The sequence below is a fragment of the Leptolyngbya sp. PCC 6406 genome, assembly GCF_000332095.2.
Classification (GTDB): Bacteria; Cyanobacteriota; Cyanobacteriia; order Phormidesmidales; family Phormidesmidaceae; genus PCC-6406.
On record NZ_KI913949.1, the window covers coordinates 2,278,767 to 2,299,292 of the forward strand.

Genomic DNA, 20,526 nt, shown 5'->3' on the forward strand with positions numbered 1-20,526 from the left:
ATTCCATCTATAGCGATCCTGCATGAACTTTGAGTAAGCCTCTTCGTGGTTTTTTTCCTAGCGGGGATGCTGCTCGAACTCAGCTCAACCCACACTACAACGGCCTTCAGAAATCAAATAGGATTACCACACGTCATGCCTAGCCAAAACTGCCTAGAGTAATTTCCCTGAATATCTACAGAAAAATTCAATTAATTGTTTTAGGGGAAATCCCAAGAATCTGAACTCTTATAATCACACATTGCCTCTCTTCGATACATGCAAATTTCTCAAGATGCTCTAAGAGCAAAAAAGATGCTGGACTTCTGTGTTGTTATCCGAACCTATAATGGTGAAAGATATCTGCCAGAAATTTTAGATGCACTGCGATCTCAAGTGGGTCTAGAAGACATCAACTGGGAAGTACTCATCGTAGACAACTGTAGTTCCGATCGCACTGTTAGCATTATTCGAGAATATCAAACTCAATGGTCTTCAGAAAATCCCCTGCGTTACGTATTTGAATCTAATCAGGGGGCATCCTTCGCCCGTCGTCGCGCCATTGAAGAAGCCAACTCTCCCTTGATAGGTTTTTTGGATGACGACAATGTACCCAGTCAAAACTGGGTCTGGACTGCCATCGACTTTGCCCGAAAGCACCCACAGGCTGCCGCCTTTGGCAGCCAAATCCACGGCATATTTGAGGTTCCCCCACCTCCCAACTTTGGACGTATTGCTGGATTTTTGCCCATTGTGGAGCGTGAGAACTCCCTCTGCTTTACCAGAGGAACCTATAGCAAAATAAACATGCTCCCCCCTGGGGCAGGATTGGTAATTCGTCGCCAGATTTGGCTGGACTATGTTCCTAAATACCTGGTGTTGACAGGGCCAATAGGAGAGTCTTTGGATCAGAAAGGGGAAGATATTGAAGCTTTACTCTATATCAAAAAGGCAGGTTGGGAGATCTGGTTTAATGCCAATATGCACATCTATCACCACATTCCCTCATCTCGGTTTGAGCGCAAATATCTGTTGCGATTTTTCCAGGGCGTCGGCTTGGGTCGTGCCCATATTCGTTTCCTCGGCTGCCCCCATTGGCAATGGCCCTTCAAATTGTTTCTATTTATGGGAAACGATTTGAGAAAAGTGATTTTTCACTTAATTAAATATCGCCATCATCTTCAGCAAGATTTGATTGCTGCCTGTGAACTTCAACTCTTTTGGTATAGCTTTCTCAGTCCGTTTTACCGTACTTTAGTTCAATTGAATCCGGTCCCTAGTTCTAAGTCTACCTCGTAGCCCATGGTTGACCAGTTGCCAGTTGATACCAGGGTGGTCCTGATTTATCGCGATCATCTCCTTCCCTATTCAGAGACCTTTATTCTGGCTCAGGGGCAAAGCTTAGTCCGTTATCGTCCTTACTATGTGGGCACCTCAACTGCCCAGGCATTGGAAACCCAGATGCTATCTGGCAAGCGGATTGTTCTCTCTGACTACGTACAGTCAGCCGCGCCTTGGAAAATGGCCTATAAGTTAGGGCAGGTGATCGCACCAGCATGGAGACGATCCCTCAAGGCACTCAATCCTTGCCTGATCCATGCCCATTTTGGTTTTGATGGGGTTTTAGCTCTGGCCTTAGCCAGTACCTTTCGGATACCGCTATTGGTCACTTTCCACGGATATGATGCCACGCTAACGAGCAACCCTGCGGATCTGAGATCAGGGCCAGCCCATGTTCTGGACTTTATCAACCATCGGGGACGATTTTTTCGGGAATGGTACCTGCGTCAACGGCCCCGGCTGTTTCATTCGGCCCAGGGCATCATTGCGGTGTCAGACTTTATTCGCCAAGCATTGATTCGGGAGGGATGTTCTCCGGAGAAGGTAGTCACTCATTACATTGGCATTGATTCTGAACAGTTTTGTCCCGAGATGGATATTCTCCGAGAGCCCATCATCTTGTTTGTGGGGCGATTAGTGGAAAAGAAGGGGGGATCTTATCTAATTCAGGCTATGGCAACAGTGCAAGAAGAGATGCCTCAAGCCCGCCTAGTGATGATTGGGGAGGGGCCGCTCAAGCCTCAATTGCAAGCCTTGGCCGGAGAGCTATCGGTGGCGGTGGAGTTTTTGGGGCGGCAACCCCCGGTGGTAGTGCGTGATTGGATGAACCGGGCATCGGTGTTTTGTGTACCTAGTATTGTCGCCACTACAGGGGATGCGGAGGGGCTGGGCATGGTGTTTCTAGAGGCTCAGGCTATGGAGCTACCGGTGGTAAGCTTTGCCAGTGGTGGTATTCCAGAAGCTGTAGCCCATGGGGAGACGGGTTTTTTGGCCTCGGAGAAGGATACTTCTACCTTGAGCAAGTATCTGCTGCAATTGTTGGGGGATGCGGAACTGAGATCGCGATTTGGTACAGCCGGACGCCAACGAGTTCTAACCCAGTTTGACCTCACCACCCAAACAGCTCGATTAGAAATGATTTATGACCAACTGCTCGCCGCCAATTTCCCCGCTACCTCCTAGGGAGAACGCCAGCGGCGCAGGGCAGTCTGGGCCTGCTGGGTCCATTGCTGGAGAGCTGGAAAAGGGGCGATCGCCACGTCCCATAATGCCTTGGCATAGAGCCATCCCATCTGCCAAGCCTGGGGGTATTGTCTCAAAATGTCTCGGGCGGCGTCGGCTTGCCCCGCTGCCGCCAGTCGTCGAGCAGAGAGGATGGCATAGTAGGCAAGGTAACGCTCTAACAGGGGACGGGATTCAATTGGACAGCGATCTCGTAGGGGCTGGGGATCCATGACCATGGGCCAAGGGGGAAGGTATTGACGCTGCCATACGCCAATCTCTGATGATTCTGAGTGGTACCAAGCTAATGGCTCTGGGGTGCGGTAAATGGTATGGACGAGGGCGACTTGAAGCCAAAGATAGATATCTTCGCCATAGGTACATCTGTCGCGATCGTAAAATCCCCCGAGTTCCAGCACAGTTTTTCGCCGTGCCACAATCGCTCCTGAATGTAGTACATCCAGGGTGGGTTTAAGCTGCTTTGTGGGTAAATCCATAGGTATCCGCCACGGTCCCTCTGGATATCGACTCCCTGCCCAGGGTTTCCCCGCCGCCCCCCGTTGTTGCCCCGACACCCACAGCGCACAGTCTGGATACTGAGTTAGGGCCATCACGCCCTGCTCTAGAAATTCCGGTAGCCATTCGTCATCAGCATCGAGAAACGCAATCAAAGGGGTATCGCTGGCGCGTAATCCACAATTTCGAGCGGCTCCTGGCCCTGTATTGGGCTGCTGAATTACCTGAATACGAGGATCTGAAACCCTGCGTACTCGCTCCACTCCATCATCGGTGGACCCGTCATCCACTACGATCGCCTGCCAATGGGGATAGGTTTGGGCCTGGATTGATTGGAGGGTGCGCTCAATGTAGGGCGCTTTGTTGTAAAGGGGAATGACAACGGTGACGGTGATGGTCATGGGGATGTTTCTAAGGGTAAAGCCGCGATCGCATCGCGAAGTCGCTGCCCCACTCCCTCACGACTATAACGAGAGTTGACTAATTCCCAGGCTGCCGCTGCCAAACGAGATCTGAATGCCCCATCTTCCCAAAGGGTTATCACCCCCGCAGCCAAGTCATCTGCCGACTCCCGCAGCAACAAATGTTCGTCATCTTCTACCGCAATCCCCTCAGCCCCCTTAGCCGTACTTACCACTGCACAACCCGCTGCAAAAGCCTCCAGAATTTTGAGGCGCGTCCCTCCCCCTTGTCGCAGAGGGACAACCATCACCTGAGCTGCTGCTAAGTAGGGACGTACATCTGGAACCTGTCCCGTAACAATAATACGGGGATTTTCCTTTGCCGCTTGCTGCATAAGCGACGTGGGCTCTCGTCCTACGAGTAACAGCTCACAGTCGGGATAGCGCTGACGCAATACAGGATAGATTTCCCTAATCAGAATCTCTGTTGCTTGCTGATTAGGGCCATAGGAAAACTTAGCTAGAAACAACACCCGATGAACCTGCTGTTGCAAGATCTCGGCAGGAGCGATATCACCCTGTCGAACCCCATTGTAAAAATCTACATCCACCCCGTTTGGAATAACCCAAGTATTTTGCCGATCCCCGTAACATTGTTGCATCAGGGATTGATCCTCAGCACTACAGAGCCAAGTCTGCGTTACCTGTCGGATAAAGGCTGCTTCCACAGAACGGATTTGTCGGAGACGAATATGGGCCTGGATCTGTAGCTTTCTACTGGCATTTGTATCTTGCCGATAAACTTCCTTATCTCCCTCCAGATTGTGATTATCCAATACAGTTAAGCATCCATGCCGCTGTACTGTGGCAAGATATCGATAGAGCCACACCTCCTCAAAGACCACAACCTCCGGTTGTAACTGGTGTAAGCAGTCCTGAAGCCTTTGGGCAACCCCATCTCGATACACCCAGTCCACATAGGGATGGCCCTGAGGTCGGAGGTTTTGAAGGCGGCACTGAACCTTTGAAAAAAAAGAGCGCTTCGCTTCATACAGATCGCAATGCTGCCAAAACTCAACTCCTGGCAAATCCCCCTTGCCACCTGGCCCTTTATATATCGAAAATACTGCTACTGGCCCATATTGAGCCAGTAGACTAATCGTCTGCCAATTCCGCAGTGCCACCCCTCCCATGGGTGGATAAGGGGGTACCTGTACCACAACTAGACTACGTAGCAACCCACTTGTTTCCCACGACTTTCCCGAATCACAAGCAACAAAAGTCATGATCAATCAGCGCCTTTTTCTAGTCGGATGCCCTCGCTCTGGCACCACTCTACTCCAGAGCTTACTGGCAGCTCATCCAGCCATCATATCCTTTCCAGAGTCTCACTTCTTTAGACATCTCTATCCAGAGCATGAGCCTAGGCGCAAACGATATCATTTGGCATCCTGCTGCATAAAATCGTATCTAATCAACTTTGGCAATTCAATTGGAGCTAAAGATATCAATAAGTGTATTAAGCCTTGGACTATTTTTCAGTCTCAATACATCCATCTATTTGTGAGTGTATTGGATCGTATTGCCCAAGAAAACGGTAAGGAAATTTGGCTAGAGAAAACCCCAGATCATCTTCAATATATGCCTCTCATTGAGAGGCATATTAAAAAGGCTAAGTTCATTCACCTCATCCGTAATGGGCCAGATACAATTGCTTCGCTCTACGAAGTCACCCATCAACATCCGCAACATTGGGGTAATAGAACTTGGTCGCTGGATAATTGTATAGACAAATGGGTGCAGGCTATTAGTACATCTTTGAACTATGAAAATCAGGGAAATCATGTTTTGGTTTCCTATGAAAAATTGGTAGAAGATCCCGAAAAAGTGTTATCCAAGATTTTCAGGGATTTGAATCTTGATTTTTCAGCTAAAATACTTTCGCGATCAGGGAATCGTAGCCGTTCAGGCAACAATATTATCAAAGATTATGAATCCTGGAAACAGGATGTTTATCAGCCCATAAAAGACACGTATCGATTCAAGTTTGACAGCCTGTTCTCCACGGATCAGAAAACACAAGTCATGCAAAAAATTTCCAAGTTGGAAGAGCAATTAGAACATGTTTTTGGGCAAGAAAAAAGACCTTCAATCATCCCAAATCCTTAGCTCTCAATTCGTAAAATAGCATGTGTGCATTTTGGTTTCGAGGTATTTTAGTTTTGAAGTACTTTAATATTTGAGTCATGAAAAACAAGTTGAAAGAGATTTTTAAAAACTTTTTGTCTATTAGTCAAGTGGGAAATCGAAGACAAGTTAAAAAGCTTAATGGAGCCCATTATGCAGCTCGTGCTTTGACGGTTTTGCCCAGAGATACTTTTCTGGTTTCCTATCCCAAGTCTGGTAATACATGGTTGCGTTTCTTGGTGGGCAACCTAATTTATTCCCAAAATCATCAGGTAACCTTCACAACTATTGAAAGCCTGGTTCCTGATATTTATAGAAATACTGATAAAGCACTTTTGGCTGTACAGCAGCCTCGCTATTTGAAGAGTCACGAGCCCTATGATCCTCGATACACCAGAGTTATTCATTTGATTCGAGACCCTAGAGATATTGCCGTATCTTATTACTATCACCTAATCAAAGTTAGAAGAATTCGCGACGACTTACCGATTGATCAGTGGCTTGATTCATTTCTCCAAGGCAGCTATCATCCTCAGTTTGGAACTTGGGAGAGTAATGCTAAAAGTTGGATGGCAGCTAGCGATCAGATTCCCTACTATTTACAGATTCGTTATGAAGATCTCCAGCATGATCCAATTCGGATCTTAGGTGAAATTGCCACCTTTCTAGGCTACTCCTATTCATCAGATCACTTGAAACAGGTGATCGATCTCAGCAGCGCTGATCGTATGAGAAAGCTAGAAAGCCAAGAAAAATGGCAACCTTTTGATGGGGATATGCGTCAGGATATATCATTTATTCGATCAGCGAAATCGGGAGATGGCAAGGAAAAACTATCCCTTGAGGCTTTAGAAAAGATCGAACAAGCGTGGGGTGAAACTATATCTAGACTTGGTTATGAGTATCCATAGACTAGGACGTGGGGACAATTGACGGAGAAGCCCTTGCGGGATAGGCATGACCACGCCCGCCCTACTAAATCAAGCTAGAGACTGTGACCGCCCCATACCAGGAATCTGGCTTTGATTGTCCATAGCCCCTAGTGATTGGCAAGTCCGACATATCGCCCAAGTATCCTTGAAGCCTAGTCCAAGTGGAGAATTCCGTTGTGAAGATTGCTCATATCATCAATCCAGTTATTGTTCCTCCAACGTCTGATCTTTATCGGGCTCAACCTATTACCTTTGAGTCCATGAGGATTGCTAAAGAGATCGCTGAATGTCACGGAATTTCGGTGAATCTTTATACCGCCCAATATGAATGCGATCGCCCTTTTGTTCCTTTAGATTTTCAATCGACTCCTGAGCTAGAGCGATCAGTTATAGACGTAAGGCCATTTAAAGTATCACGTCGTCTACCATTTATTCAAGACATCCTAGATCGGCTATACGCGGCTGACGCTACAGCCGACTATTTGATTTATACAAATGTTGATATTGCCCTTATGCCAAATTTCTATCGCACAGTGGAGCAATTGGTTCAGGCTGGGCATGATGCCTTTGTCATTAATAGACGTACTATTTCCAAAAACTATAGTGATCCCGCTGATTTACTATTGATGTATTCCCAAGTTGGGAAGCCTCATCTTGGCCATGACTGCTTTGTTTTCAGGCGATCAGCATATCCTCACTATCGTCTAGAGCAGGTTTGCATTGGTGCCACTTTAATTGGGATGGCAATGCTAGTCAACTTAATCTGTAATAGTGAGAATTTCAAAGAATTTCGCCATTTACATCTAACATTTCACTTGGGAGATGATACAGCTTGGCGATCGCCTGATCTGGATGACTATACAAGTCACAATCTTCATGAGGTGGAAAAAATCGTAAGTCATTACAAAGAAAAACAGCGGTTGGTTTCCCATCCGCTAATCCAACGATTTCTCAGGAATCCTACTATTGATTATTGGTCGGGTCGCCAAGACGCATCAAAGTTCCGTCTCCTGAAAAAAGTGCGATCGCACCTAAGATCCAAACTTAAGTACCTGTTTCCTTGAGGGTCAAACTCGCTACGGAATAATGGTTTCAAACTGCAAGAAACCAGCTACCCCAGGATTAACGTTAAACGGTGGTGGTTGAACAGCACCAGTCGGGTTTCCAGGAGAACCCAAGCATGGAGGTACAGCCACAACTATTCCTGGATTGATAAAGGCTGCTGCATCAGCCAAAGCCCCTGGAGGTGGGGGATTTCCCAACTGAATACTGTTGGGAACATAATTTGTTCCCCCTGGAATCTGATCACAGAGTTGTACATTACTAGCGGTGGTTCCACCCCGGTTAATAAAGTAGACCCGATATTGAATTGTATCCCCACTCTGCACAGTAGGATTCCCAATAGCAGGATTGATAGTTGTAACACCTACTGGATTGACGCCCGCTACCTGTAAAGCCAAAACAGTTGCATCTGCTGGATTTTCTATGCCGTTAAAGAAACCCCCTGGAAAGACTGTTGGCCCTATAACCCCTGTAATCCGCTTGAGTAACTGTAAGTCAGGACCAAAGTTGATTGGCGTTGGATCATTATTGTTTCCAGGGTTGCCATCCCCATCAGGATCGACGACGACACCGTCTTGAGAAATATCCGTGGCTGTATTTCCGCCAGGATCAGTACCTGTAGCCACCACACTATTTAGGTAGGCCAAATTGGTTCCTGGCTCAACTCGCACAGTGTAGGTGATACCAATAAAGTCTCCTGGAGCCAAAGTAGTACCAGCACTCAGTAGACCTGTGTCCGCAGGACCAACGAGATTACCGTTGAAGTTGATATTGGCTGCTGGGGGAGGAGAAGGTGGGCCAATAAATACTCCACTCGCAGTGTTTCCTGTGAAATTAATGGCAGGGTTTACTTGCAAAGTAGCATTCAAAGCTGGGGGATTATTAGGGGGGTTATTAAGGAAAGTTTGGGACAGGTCTTCCGCCACTTGAACATTGGTGAGAGGCAAAGTGCCAGTATTTTCAACCCGCACCGTAAAAGGGACATCAAAGACTCCTGCTGCCACTGGAATTGGTGTTCCCGCCTGCTTGGCAACCCCAATTGATCTCACTGGAATAGGAAATCCAATGGGGGTAGGGTCATTATTGTTCGTAGGATCGCCATCTCCGTCAGGGTCTACTTCGGGACCATTCTGGGATACGTCATTAACGGGATTACCACCAGGATCTGTCCCGGTTGCTGTCACAGTATTGGTGTAGTTGAGATTAGTTCCTGGCTCAACCCGTACGGTATAGGTAACTTCAATAAAGTCTCCTGGAGCTAGGGTAGTATTCGCACCCAGTAAACCTGTATCCGCAACACCCGCTAAATTACCGTTGAAATTACCGTTGGCAGGGGGGGGGGGGGNAGGCGGCCCTACAAATCCTCCGCCACCAACATTTCCAGTCGTCGCAATCGCTGGATCTACTTGGAGCGTTGCATTGAGGGCGGGGGGATTATTAGGGGGGTTATTCAAAAAGGTTTCTGACAAATCCTCCGCAATTTGAACGTTACTTAGCGTCAGCGGTCCAGTATTTTGAACCCTTACTGTAAAAGGGACATCAAACACTCCTAAGGACACAAATACAGGAGTTCCAGCCTGTTTCGCCACCCCAATAGAACCTGTAATAGGAGCAAAGTTAATAGGGGTAGGGTCATTATTGTTCGTAGGATCACCATCTCCGTCAGGGTCTACTTCGGGACCATTCTGGGATACGTCATTAACGGGATTACCACCAGGATCTGTCCCGGTTGCTGTCACAGTATTGGTGTAGTTGAGATTAGTTCCTGGCTCAACCCGTACGGTATAGGTAACTTCAATAAAGTCTCCTGGAGCTAGGGTAGTATTCGCACCCAGTAAACCTGTATCCGCAACACCCGCTAAATTACCGTTGAAATTACCGTTGGCAGGGGGGGGGGGAGTAGGCGGCCCTACAAATCCTCCGCCACCAACATTTCCAGTCGTCGCAATCGCTGGATCTACTTGGAGCGTTGCATTGAGGGCGGGGGGATTATTAGGGGGGTTATTCAAAAAGGTTTCTGACAAATCCTCCGCAATTTGAACGTTACTTAGCGTCAGCGGTCCAGTATTTTGAACCCTTACTGTGAAAGGGACATCGAATACACCCGGAGATACAAAGGTAGGTGCTCCAGCTTGTTTAGCGACTCCGATTGATCCAACCGCAGGAACAATCGGTAAGGGAGTCGGATCAGGAAAGGCTAGAGTAGTTGGAGAATCTGAAGAAGATTCGACTGTAGTATTAGTTCCACCAATCTGACCGTCTATGTCTGCCTGGTTCAGCAATGTTCCTGTTGCTCCAACCGGGATTTGAACATTAACAGTGATAGTAGCTTGGGTAATAACGGCTGGTGGAGTTGGAGCAGCAGGCAGAGTTGCTCCTGTAATTGTTAGGGTCGTATTACCCGCACCGAAAACTGGAGTTGGAGCCCCGCCCAATCCTGTAATGTTGAGAGTTCCAGGAATATAGGTACGGCCATCAGCCATTGTGTCACTGAAGTTCAGGTTATTTATTGTAATTGTGGTTCGATTTTGTAAGGTATAGGTGTAGGTGACAATTGAACCAGCGGTTGCAGGCGAGGGAGAAACAGTTTTCTCAAAAACAGGGATAAAGGCACAGGATGCACCATCGTTTCGCTGCGATGGTCCCGGATTAGCTGAAAGCTCCGTTAGAACTGGAGCCCCTGGGATACCTGAAATTCTGATGAATCGGCCTGTGCCAGGATTTCGATAAGCATAAAAGTTTCCTCTAGCATCAAAAAACGATGCTCCATAGGGACCAATTCCTACGCCTGGGACGTTTGTAGCTGTAAAACCAGAAATTGTAGTCCCATCAAACTGAAAACGTGTCAAAGCATTATTGTTATCTCTATCAAGCCCATAAAAGAAACGATCGCTTGGGTTAAAAGCCAGATCTGGAATGAATGGTCTTTGTCCTCCGCTAAGGGGAAGCTGTACTGCCTGGACTACACCTCCTGGCAGGGCAGGAACCGGGAAGCTAAATAGATTTGCTCCACCAGTAGCATTGGGATTTTGAGAGTTGGTCAAGACTACCAGATTGCCAGCCTCATCAAAGTCAGCCGCAAAGGCTTCACGAGTTGCTGGAGAAGGCAAATTAACTTGTACTGATCCTATATTGACAGGTCCAGCAGGCTCAATTCTATATACCTGATACCGATAGGTGTTTCCAGCAATCTGTGTCGGAATAAGATCTAATGCATAAAGATTGCCATTTTGAACATTGTAGGCCAAGGCATTAAAATTAATGGCCCCAGGATTAGTGAAGCCTCCGAAAGGTATGGGATTAAAGTTGCCTGTAGCTGTATCAATTCTATTCAACAAAACAGGAGCGGGATCCGTACCTTGACTAAAATAAAAGTCCTGATTGCAAGGAAATTGATTCACTTGGGCAATTGCCAGTGGTGAATATCCTAGGTTTATAATAATTCCCAAGAATATGGCTAATAGCAGAGAAAATAGATCCCTGAAAAATTTCACACATCTTCGATTGAGAGAGCTTATTCTACTAGTCACAGGAGCCACAAGAGTCTTTAATCGGGTATTCACTATCGTTACGTTTTTAGATGTAATTTCTGCTAGATAAACCGGGGAGAAGCTACTCCAACTGGATGTCGGCTTCTTGGTCTTCGAGGATGATGTCGAGGCCACGGGTGTCGGTGAAGACGAACTCGACTCGGCGATCGCGGGCGTAGTCCAGCCTTGAGGTGCCCTGGCTGCGGCGCTGGGTAAGGCCGAAGGGGACAATCTGCATCCGTTCGGGGGCGATGCCTCGGCGGGCGAGATAGTCGCGGGCGGCGCGGGCGCGGCGCTCGCTGAGGGCCTGGTTGTAGGCAGCACTAGCGCGGGGGTCGGTGTGGCCATGGAGTTCTACGGTCAGAAAGGGATATTCCAACATCACAGCGGCGATGCCATCTAGAATCTGAGCACTTGTAGGGCTGATGTCCGAGCGATCCAGCGCAAAGTGGATGTTACGTTGGAGCCGGAGTTGCACTTGCTGTGGAGGCGGTGGTCCGGGGGGATCGAGGGGGGGCGGCGGCAGACATTGGGCCAAGTAGGGGGCTGGCCCAGAAGGGGAAGGGGCGATGCCATCGGGTCCGGTCACCTGGATTAGGGGTGAGGGTTCCGAGGTGCCGTACTGGGGATCGGTGGCGATCGCACTGATCCAGCCCCCCGTTTCCCGTTCCCAGAGGAACTCAAAGCGGCCCGATTCATCCACCGACACCGTTGCCAAGGGAGCCGTCAGGGGACCATAGACCCCCGTGGATTCCTGTACCCAATAGAGATCGACCTCACTGCCGGGATCCGCTCGTCCCACCAGTAGGGCGGGGGTGTCATCGCTTTTGAACCCATAGCTGTCAAACTCTGGCGCATTGATGGCGGCATTAGCCGTGTCCCAGCGGCGGTGGTGGGAATCGCGGGGGGGATTAGGGCCATCGGCCCGTTGGTAGTCCTGCACTCCACTACTGCGTCGAGAGCCCAGATCAATGCTGAGACCATCCAGTAGGGCAAAGCGGTTGTTGCGGATGATATTGCGCTCACTGTGGGGGTGGGCCGCGATCGCAACTCCGGGTCCGGGCTGATAGCCAATGCGATTATCCAGAATTTGGTGGTTACTGCCCATCACATAGACTGCCGCCCGCTGGTAGCGACGACCATTAAAGCGAATGTCATTGCCCTGGATCAAGGCCGACCCCTCCGGCTTAAACATAAAAATGCCACTGCCATCATTGCCACAGATCAGGTTATTGGTGATTTCCGTGCCCTGAATAGCCCCCTCCAGGCGAATGGCATCGGGCATTCCCGCCACCCCATTGCCCAGAATGGCATTGCCCACTAGTTGCAGCCCCTGGGCACGGTAACCCGTAATTACGCCGCTGCCCTCATGGTGCTGAATCAGGTTCTCAGAAACCCGTACATTGGTGCCGTTAAACACCGACACCCCAAAGGCAGATCGCTGCTCTGGAATCGCCCCCGTGGGCGTCACCCCCAGCCAATTGTGCTCAACCACAATGCCAGTGGGGGCTAGCTCTGGATTTTCCAGATCAAACAGCTCTAAGGGCGGTGTTGCTGGTCCTGCATCCGCTGGCGGCGGCGCACTGGCGATGAAAATATCTGCTGGGGGCGTTGTCAATGTAGACCGCGCAGCGGCCCAAAAACCATAGAGGCTCAACCCTCGGATCGTCACCTCCGGTCCTGCTACCGTCAGCCCCCGAAACACCTCCACCCCAGCAGCGGGGGTGAGACTGACTAGGGGAATGGGAATCTCCGGTAATTCCGCCAAACTGGGGCCATAACCGGGCTGACTGGTGCCGTCGAGGTGGAGACCGGGAACCGTCAGGGGCGGCAGCAATTCCGTCAGGTAAATCGTGGTGGCCTCGGCGGGCAGATCAAACCCAATCCACAGCGCGTCTTCCCCCGGTGTCGGCACCACCTGGGCTTGCTCAGCGGGGGATAGATCTGCGATCGCAATTCTGCCATGGGCAATTTCAATCGCCTCCCGCAGCGTTAAGGCATCATCGGGTTGAACCGGACCATCCAGGGGACTATTGACCGTAATCCGCAAACCACTGGTCTGGGCCACCGAGATCTGGCTCCAACTCAGGCCAATCCCCGCGATCGCCCCCAGAATCAGAATTGGCAGGCGGGCAGGGAGCAAAAATATGACACCACCGCAAGTCTGTAGGGGCGAACGACCGTTCGCTCCTACGGGGTTGTGCGTCCCTACGGAGAAAAACGGACTGGATATCAACCGGATCAGAAGGGTTTTCATTCTGCGCCCTCCTGATTAGCCGGAGTTGGCAGGGGCAAAGTAGTCTCCGGTTCCGGGGCACTATCCCCCGCCGGACTTGCGGGTCCATCGGTGGACGGCGGGGCTGGCGGATCTACCGGGGCTGGTGGCTCTGCCGGGGGCGGAGCCGCCGGGGCCACTGGCGGCGGACTGGCGGCCGGGGGCGGACCAGCGGGAATGCCCAAATTCGGGGAAGGAACGGTGAACGTCCCTGGACTCACCTGGGACTCCTGTTGTTGGGCGGGAGCCACCGTCTGGAGGCCAAAGCCCTCCAAGAGCTGATTTACCTTGATTTGCACACCCAGGTATACCCCCCCCGCAGAACGATAGTCCCCACTCCCACCAAACCCATCCGTCCTGACACTGCCAAAGCTATAGCCCGCACCAATGCGGAGATCGGGGGTGAGATAGTAGCCCAACTCCAGCGCCGCACCAATCTCATTGAAGCCCACCACAGGCTGGGTAATCCAGCGCAGTTCCCCCAGCACATCCCAACGGTAGGCAAAGCGGTAGGACGCCCGCAGTTGGGCCAGATGGATGCTGCTACTGAAGTTGAAATCCTCAGCCAGGGTGGCATTGTTGACCCGGAAGGCGTACTTGCCATAGAACTCCCATTGCCAATTAGGGGAGTAAATGCCCTCAAAGGCAAAGGTATGGTCAGTAGAGCCAATGCCACTGTCGATCAGGAGAGAAGAGGGCGTGGTCGCCGGGTTACGGCGATGCTCATAGCTCAGCAGGGCATTAAACACATCACTGGCGGGGTTACGGTAGGCCAGCCCCAGTTTCAAACTACTGGAATTGCCTAACCGACCCGTAATGGTTTGGTTGGCATAATTCGCCCGCTGATAGCGGAATAGGGTCGTCAGGGCATTGGTGATCCGTCCCGCCGCCGCCAGGGATAGGACCGTGTTATTCCCCGAGGGAGAGTCGCGGTGTTCTAAACGGCCACTGGCCTGAAAATCGGGATTATTGGTGTATTCCACCCCCAGAGAATAGGCGGTATGGGCCTGGAGCCCCAGGGCTGTCGCGCCTAACCCCACAGCGTAGGGTTGGGCAAACTGTTGTCCCGCCCCGGTGTTGTTAAAGGCATCGTTGATGACACGCTCAAACCCCAGGGTGGCCCGCAAACCGGGGGCGAGCACAATACGGTGGTTTAATCCCAAAGCCGATTGCCCAATCAATCCCCCGTAGCCACTGAGGATGGAATAGCGGCTGGTGAGGGAGGTGTTGTCCCCCAGGGTGTAGTCAGCAATCGTATCCAGGCTGGTCACGGATCTGGGCTGCTGTCCCCCCGAAACAAACTGCTGGGCCAGACGCACCGTGACGCCAGGTTCCACCGCCCACTCCAGTCCCAGGGTGGTGCGGGTGGGGTAGAGGGGATCGGATTCAGAGCCAAAATTAAGTTCACTCTGGGCTAGGAACTCCAAGGTGGGGGCGATGGGAAACCGCAGGCGGGGCACGAGTTGCTGGGCGCTGGTGCTAATGCCCGCAATGCGATCGCTGCGACGACGATTGACAAAATCCAGCCCCACCGTGGCGGTGCCCAACCGCTGCTGCACCCCAATTTGCAGCGTGGTCAGTGTATTGTCCAAGGCACTACCTGGCGTGGCATACTGCCCCGGCACCAACAGATCCGCCGCCGTAGTACTGACCTGGGGAGCCGTCCCCACATTGGTCTCTTGGTCAAACTGGGCACGGAATTGAGTCCGGGGACCCAGATTTGCGGTCACCCCCGCCCCCCAGCGAGTCTGGCCGGGACGGAAGCTGGTCGTAGCCGTGTTGGAAAAGCCGCTCCCCGTACTGCTCAGGTAGGCATTCCCCACCACCCCCGGCAGCAGGGTGCCCAGCGCCTCTAGCCGGAGGGCCGTTCCCCCCGCCCGCTGGTTATTCAAGGTCAGGGCTGACGTGGCCAACTCTGCGATAAAGCGACCGCTTTCCCCCAGGGGCAATTGCACATCGACCCCGGCCAAGCGGAACTGCTGGATGCCTTGATCCTCCAAGACCGTGGTAAACCCAGCCCAGCCAGCGGCATCACTGCCCGGATCCAGGTTGTATTGAAGACGGGCTCCGTAGAGATTGCCCCCGACCCCGACCCCATCCACCTGATAGGTGGCAACAATACGCCGCACTCGGGTCTGGCCAAAGGGATCCACATCCGTGGCCATCACCGGCTGGCGGAACAGCAGCGTGCCGCGATCGTAGTCAATCTCGTAGTCGGCTCCCCGGAATAGGGGTCGCCGTTCCAGGACAGTCCCAGGACGGTTCAACTCCTCTACTTCCAGAAAAACATCCTCACTACCGGGGAGAATGGCGCGGCGAGAGAGGAAATAGAACCCGCTGGTGCCATCGGGGGCCAGGGTGTCTCGCTGGAAGGGTCGCAGGTTATTGGCGTACATCGCCGTCACCTGGAAATTGCCAAAGGTATAGTTGCCCTTAAATCCGTGGAGTTGGCGAGTGACGGCGGTGAATTGCTGGGAGGAGCGGGCAAATTCTAGGGTGCTGTAGTCCCCCCACATGAAGTAATCCGGTTCCGCCCCCGGCACCTCTGATTCCCGCTGGAAGCGCAGGTAGAAGTTGTCAATGGAGGGGGTCAGGAAGTCCGACTGGGAACTATCGCCGTAAACGGGGTAGGTCTGATCGCAGAACTGGGTATCCCGGAAGAGCCGATTCCCATCACAGGTTTGGTTCAGTGCCCGCTGGGTGTTGAAGGCTCCGGTGAACTGCCATTCCCCAGTGGTGCCAATGGCAAACAGACCCGCATTCAAGTCCCATTGCGTCGTCCCGATCTGGCTGGGGTTGAGGAAATCCCGGAAGCTGCCCCAGAAATTCGTCCCCCCAGCCCCCAGGCGAAAGTCCACATAGCCCGATACCAGGGTGGGGCGCAGGTCGGTGATGAAATAGACCTCAGTAAAGGCTTCCAGATCCGGCGGTGGATCGGTGGTGACTACAGGCTCCAGATCTCGGGCCGCAAAGCCGTCTGCCACGGCCCGCACCTGCACCTGCTGGGCCTCTAGGCTAGAGCGCAGCGTGACCTGAAACTGCCCCCGACGGGCCAGGACTTGAAAGCCAATGCGATCGCTATCGTAATCTGCCTCAATGAACTCCCCGGCACTGGTGGTCAGGGTCACCACCACGTCGTAGTCCAGGGGATTTCCTTCTGCATCGGTAATCGCCCCCTCCAGAACCAGGGTAGAGCGACTATCGGCGGGAATGCGGGAACTGTCGGCAGGATGAAGCTCGAAGAAGAGATCTTGCGCTTCCGTAGCGGCAGATCCCGCCGTTGGAATCTCTGGCTCTGGAGAATCTGGGGCTGAAGAATCCGGATCCTGGGCAGCCTCAGGCGAGTCAATGACCTGGGCCGTGAAGCCCATCGGCTCTAGCGCCGGAGCATCCAGGGAAAAATTGGGCTGGTTGGTAGCCGTGTCATCGGCGATAACGGGGGCCACAGAACGGGATACCGCTTCCAGCGATCGCGGCGGGGTCTCCTGCGCTGCTTGGGGCAGTGCCAGACTGTCTCCCTGGGAGGCTTCTGAGGGCTCTAATTGAAGATCTACCGCTTGACTAGAGACCGATGCCGGACCCGTTTCTACCGTCGCCATCCCCAGTTCAGCCTCTAAAACCGGGGCTGCTTCTGGCACTGATAAGGGCGACTCGTCCGCATGGACAGCGGCGGTTTGCCCCAAACAGATCGGGGCAATGGAGAGTAGACCCGCCCAGCCGATGGTATGCAACAAAACCTTCATTAGCTTTGGCCCTCCCCAGAGGTGGGCGTGACGGCAAAGTTCATCCGAGCTAATCCACCGGGCTCCAGACGGACCAATCGAGACACACTGTTGTCCGCCAGCCAATAGAGATTGGGAGCCAAGGTATAACCGGGCAAACTGGCCAGATCCAGGGTGCCGACGTGGGTGCCGTTGATGACGTTAATCAGGGAGAACAGCCCATCGGGGTCGGTGATGACGCGATTACCATCGCTCATGAAGATGACCGCATTGGGCACGCCTGGTTCACCGGCCTGCTGTTCTCCGTCAAAGTTTTTATCTACAAAGACTCGCCCGATAATGGTGCCGCAGTCGGACAAAATCCCTGGGCGAATTAGGAGTTGGAACGTGGAGCTGGCGGCACTCACCCCAGGGGCAGAGGCCACCGCCGTATTGCGTCCCGACCCTCGGACCGCATCCGGCGTAATCAACGCGCCGTAGGTAATCTGTACAGATTGACCTACCGCTAGGGTGGGGAAGGTCAGGGTAAAGGTGCGCCCTTGGACCGTTGTGGTGTCAGGGGTGAGGGGTGCGGTCCTAAAGGAACCAGGAATCAACTGCATTCCCAAGGGCAGTTGGTCGGAAACCGTTAAGGGCGTCAGGTTAGTCGCGCCGCGATTAGTGACTAAAAGCCGATAGACCACCACGTCACCGGGTTCTGCTGCGCCGCGATCAGCCGTTTTGACGATGGTTAGGGCTGGGCCTACAGCGGGGGCGGCTCGGTTGATGGTGGTGGTGTTGGACTGAACCGTTTGAGGGGGGTTCGCCCCATCTTGGAACTGGGCGCTGGCCTGGTTAGTAATGGGAGCCAACTGACCATAGGCGGCTGGATCCTCCAGGGTCAGGGTGTCGGGGTGAACCTGGGGAAACAACCAGGCAGCCCAAAAAGACACTAGGGCAATGAACAAGAACCGTAAAATCCGGCTCTGAATCCTTCGCCTGAAAAAATGCGATCGCAATGATCGCTGAGCTAAACCTTTAAAGCGTGGCATTCCCTAAAATTCATGGTATCTGCACCCTCAACACCCTGATGGATCCTATCTGGACTTAAGGTCTAGCCCTTCACCTTGCCTGAGAACGAAACAAATCACCCCTAACTCTTTCAAGTCTTGGTTCGAGTCTTGGAGTTATGGAAAACGCAGAAAATCCACAGGTTATGCATGCACCACTGAGGTTAAGCAGCTCTCTGCTAGCACCTACAGAGGTATACATGAAAACTTGCCTCAATACAATCCTTTTAGTAGGCAATCCGGAGCTTTACTGATTTTTTTCTTTTCTTGCTCTCCCCAGTGGATGGATGTAGATATAAATACGGATGCAAATACGGACGCAAACGTCTAGCTTCACCAACCTTCGAACGAGGAATCAAAGGTTGTAGCGATTTAGCCAAGGGGGAGCGAATTATTACATACGGAAATACGGACAGATATAAATACCGAGAGGTTCCCTAGAGGATACTGTCACACCTACACACCCCTTAATGCTTCTTCACCTGATGGGGAGGCCCACCCCCTGAATTGATGCGACGATTAATCTAAGGGAGCAGCGGGTAGGTTGTTTTTCTGCGAGTCCCTAATACCCCTATTTTCGCCGCGATGCTCAGGGACCAGCCCCAAGAGGCCATCGCGGCCACTAATCTCGGGGGTGATTTACTGTAAAGCTAAGTTGAGGACCATCTGGGGGCACCCGACGTGGTCTACGGCGGATTTGATAAAAAGCGGTTGTTGCCAATTCACATGACAGTTGCGCCTTCTGCGTGTTTAACCCTTCCCCCCTACGAAACCGTTTTTCAATGGCTCAAGGTTTGCCAACACACCGCTCCCCGTTCTCGGGCTGAAACCATTGTCAGTCTTTGTTTTAGGTTGCCTCGGGTCGATCCCCTCATGGTGCTGCTGGCCCTAGCGCCGGAGCATCAGCCCCAGTGCTATCTGGAATCCCCCGCCCGCAGCCACGCGATCGCGGCTTGGGGCTCCCTGCTCGAAACCCGATTGGAAGGGCGCGACCGTTTCCAATCTGCCCATCAACACCTGACCCAGTGGCAACAACGCATCTTGCGCCCCGAGGCGATGGCAGGCCCCGGCCCCTACTTTTTCAACAGCTTTACCTTTTTCAATACCGTCGCCAATCCTGATCCCAGTCTGAATCTATCCCATACCCAGACTGACTCTGAGCCCATGGGATCCTCACCCTTTGCCCCCGGCACCCTATTGCTCTGTCCCTGGCAGATCGTGCGGCAACACCAGCACTGTTGGGCGATAGCCAACCTGATGCTGGCTCGCCACAGCTCCCTGGAAGCCGTCGCCCACCAAATCTGCCAGCAAATGACCCGCATTGTCCAAGTCCGGGGGCAAGGGCGATCTGGGCTGCGGGACTCGGGACGAGCTTCCGTCCCGCTCCAGCTATCGGCTCCAGCGGCAGCGACCTTTCGCGATCGCGTCACCCAAGCCCTGAAACAGATCCATGGGGGTCACCTGAGCAAACAGGTGGTAGCCTACGCCCTAGATGTGACCAGCCCCCGCCCTTGGCAACGGGATTGGTCCCTCCAGCGGCTCCGGAGCCAGCATCCCGATTGCTACATTTTTTCCTTTAGCACCGGGGAGCAAGCCCACTTTATTGGCGCTAGTCCGGAGCGGCTCCTGAGTATTCGCCAGGGCCGACTAGTCACCGATGCCCTAGCGGGTTCCGCACCTCGGGGAGCCACCGCTAGCGAAGACCACCACATCGGCCAGACCCTCCTGAACAATCCCAAGGAGCAGAGCGAACATCGCCTGGTGGTGGATTTCATTGTGGAGCGTCTGCAAGCCCAGGGACTCCAGCCCCGCTATGGCACACCACCGGGACTCCTACGCCTGTCCCACATCCAGCATTTGCACACCCCCATTGGCGGCGATGTGCCCAGCCACCTTTCCCCCTTGCAACTGGTAGCGGCTCTCCATCCCACCCCCGCCGTGGCAGGCGTACCCACCGCCGCCGCCTGTGAACAAATTCGCCAGAGCGAAGGGGGCGATCGCGGGCTCTATGCCGCCCCCTTTGGCTGGATCGATAGTCAGGGCAACAGCGAATTTATCGTCGGCATCCGCTCCGCCCTCCTCCAGGGCAATCGGGCGCGACTGTTTGCGGGGGCAGGCATCGTGGCCGGGTCCGATCCCGACCGAGAACTGGCGGAAATCCAGCTCAAACTCCAGGCCCTAGCAGAGGCCCTGGGCTAGTACTGCAAGGCAGAAGGATGAAGGCAGAAGGATGAAGGCAGAAGGATGAAGGCAGAAGGATGAAGGCAGAAGGATGAAGGCAGAAGGATATACAAGGGTTTTTGCCTTGGCA

General features: G+C 52.6%; 12 protein-coding genes. 6 read left to right on the forward strand and 6 right to left on the reverse strand.

All coding sequences use genetic code 11. The features are described 5' to 3' along the window. The first annotated feature begins 258 nt into the window (after positions 1-258). Positions 259-1,278 (forward strand): hormogonium polysaccharide biosynthesis glycosyltransferase HpsE, encoded by a 1,020-nt coding sequence (hpsE, locus tag LEP6406_RS0210240; protein ID WP_008319241.1) that lies wholly within the window; start codon positions 259-261, stop codon positions 1,276-1,278. Between the two features lie 33 nt (positions 1,279-1,311). Next, positions 1,312-2,502, forward strand: a complete 1,191-nt coding sequence (locus tag LEP6406_RS0210245; protein WP_225886479.1) for a glycosyltransferase — start codon at positions 1,312-1,314, stop codon at positions 2,500-2,502. On the opposite strand, the gene LEP6406_RS0210250 is transcribed toward LEP6406_RS0210245, so the two are convergent. Both LEP6406_RS0210250 and LEP6406_RS0210255 read right to left on the reverse strand, forming a co-directional pair. Continuing rightward, complete coding sequence (locus LEP6406_RS0210250) at positions 2,499-3,458, reverse strand: glycosyltransferase family 2 protein (RefSeq protein ID WP_008319245.1); 960 nt, start codon at positions 3,456-3,458, stop codon at positions 2,499-2,501. The genes LEP6406_RS0210245 and LEP6406_RS0210250 overlap by 4 nt on opposite strands. After that, complete coding sequence (locus LEP6406_RS0210255) at positions 3,455-4,642, reverse strand: glycosyltransferase family 4 protein (protein ID WP_225886498.1); 1,188 nt, start codon at positions 4,640-4,642, stop codon at positions 3,455-3,457. Before LEP6406_RS0210255 ends, LEP6406_RS0210250 begins: the two co-directional genes overlap by 4 nt. Before the next feature lie 100 nt (positions 4,643-4,742). On the opposite strand from LEP6406_RS0210255, the gene LEP6406_RS27415 reads away from it, so the two are divergent. The 3 genes from LEP6406_RS27415 to LEP6406_RS27420 all read left to right on the forward strand — a co-directional run bounded on the left by LEP6406_RS27415 (position 4,743) and on the right by LEP6406_RS27420 (position 7,641). Continuing rightward, positions 4,743-5,627 (forward strand): sulfotransferase family protein, encoded by an 885-nt coding sequence (locus LEP6406_RS27415; protein ID WP_008319249.1) that lies wholly within the window; start codon positions 4,743-4,745, stop codon positions 5,625-5,627. A gap of 77 nt (positions 5,628-5,704) precedes the next feature. Beyond that, complete coding sequence (locus LEP6406_RS0210265) at positions 5,705-6,556, forward strand: sulfotransferase domain-containing protein (protein ID WP_008319251.1); 852 nt, start codon at positions 5,705-5,707, stop codon at positions 6,554-6,556. 197 nt (positions 6,557-6,753) lie between these two features. Further along, positions 6,754-7,641, forward strand: a complete 888-nt coding sequence (locus LEP6406_RS27420) for a hypothetical protein (RefSeq protein WP_008319254.1) — start codon at positions 6,754-6,756, stop codon at positions 7,639-7,641. Positions 7,642-7,653: 12 nt separating this feature from the next. Here LEP6406_RS27420 and LEP6406_RS31090 read toward each other — a convergent pair whose 3' ends face one another. The 4 genes from LEP6406_RS31090 to LEP6406_RS0210295 form a co-directional block, all read right to left on the reverse strand. Beyond that, positions 7,654-11,133 carry a beta strand repeat-containing protein gene (locus tag LEP6406_RS31090; protein ID WP_162160860.1) on the reverse strand — a complete coding sequence of 1,160 codons (3,480 nt, stop codon included), beginning with the start codon at positions 11,131-11,133 and terminating at the stop codon, positions 7,654-7,656. 118 nt (positions 11,134-11,251) lie between these two features. Then, positions 11,252-13,426 carry an OmpA family protein gene (locus LEP6406_RS0210285; protein WP_008308520.1) on the reverse strand — a complete coding sequence of 725 codons (2,175 nt, stop codon included), beginning with the start codon at positions 13,424-13,426 and terminating at the stop codon, positions 11,252-11,254. Then, positions 13,423-17,187 carry an RHS repeat domain-containing protein gene (locus LEP6406_RS27425; RefSeq protein WP_008308519.1) on the reverse strand — a complete coding sequence of 1,255 codons (3,765 nt, stop codon included), beginning with the start codon at positions 17,185-17,187 and terminating at the stop codon, positions 13,423-13,425. Before LEP6406_RS27425 ends, LEP6406_RS0210285 begins: the two co-directional genes overlap by 4 nt. Continuing rightward, positions 17,187-18,197, reverse strand: coding sequence for a DUF7507 domain-containing protein (locus LEP6406_RS0210295; protein WP_081748054.1), 1,011 nt, complete (start codon positions 18,195-18,197; stop codon positions 17,187-17,189). Before LEP6406_RS0210295 ends, LEP6406_RS27425 begins: the two co-directional genes overlap by 1 nt. A 744-nt stretch (positions 18,198-18,941) precedes the next feature. On the opposite strand from LEP6406_RS0210295, the gene LEP6406_RS0210300 reads away from it, so the two are divergent. Then, on the forward strand, positions 18,942-20,414 hold the full coding sequence (locus tag LEP6406_RS0210300) for an isochorismate synthase (RefSeq protein ID WP_008308516.1): 1,473 nt from the start codon (positions 18,942-18,944) through the stop codon (positions 20,412-20,414). Positions 20,415-20,526: the final 112 nt, after the last annotated feature.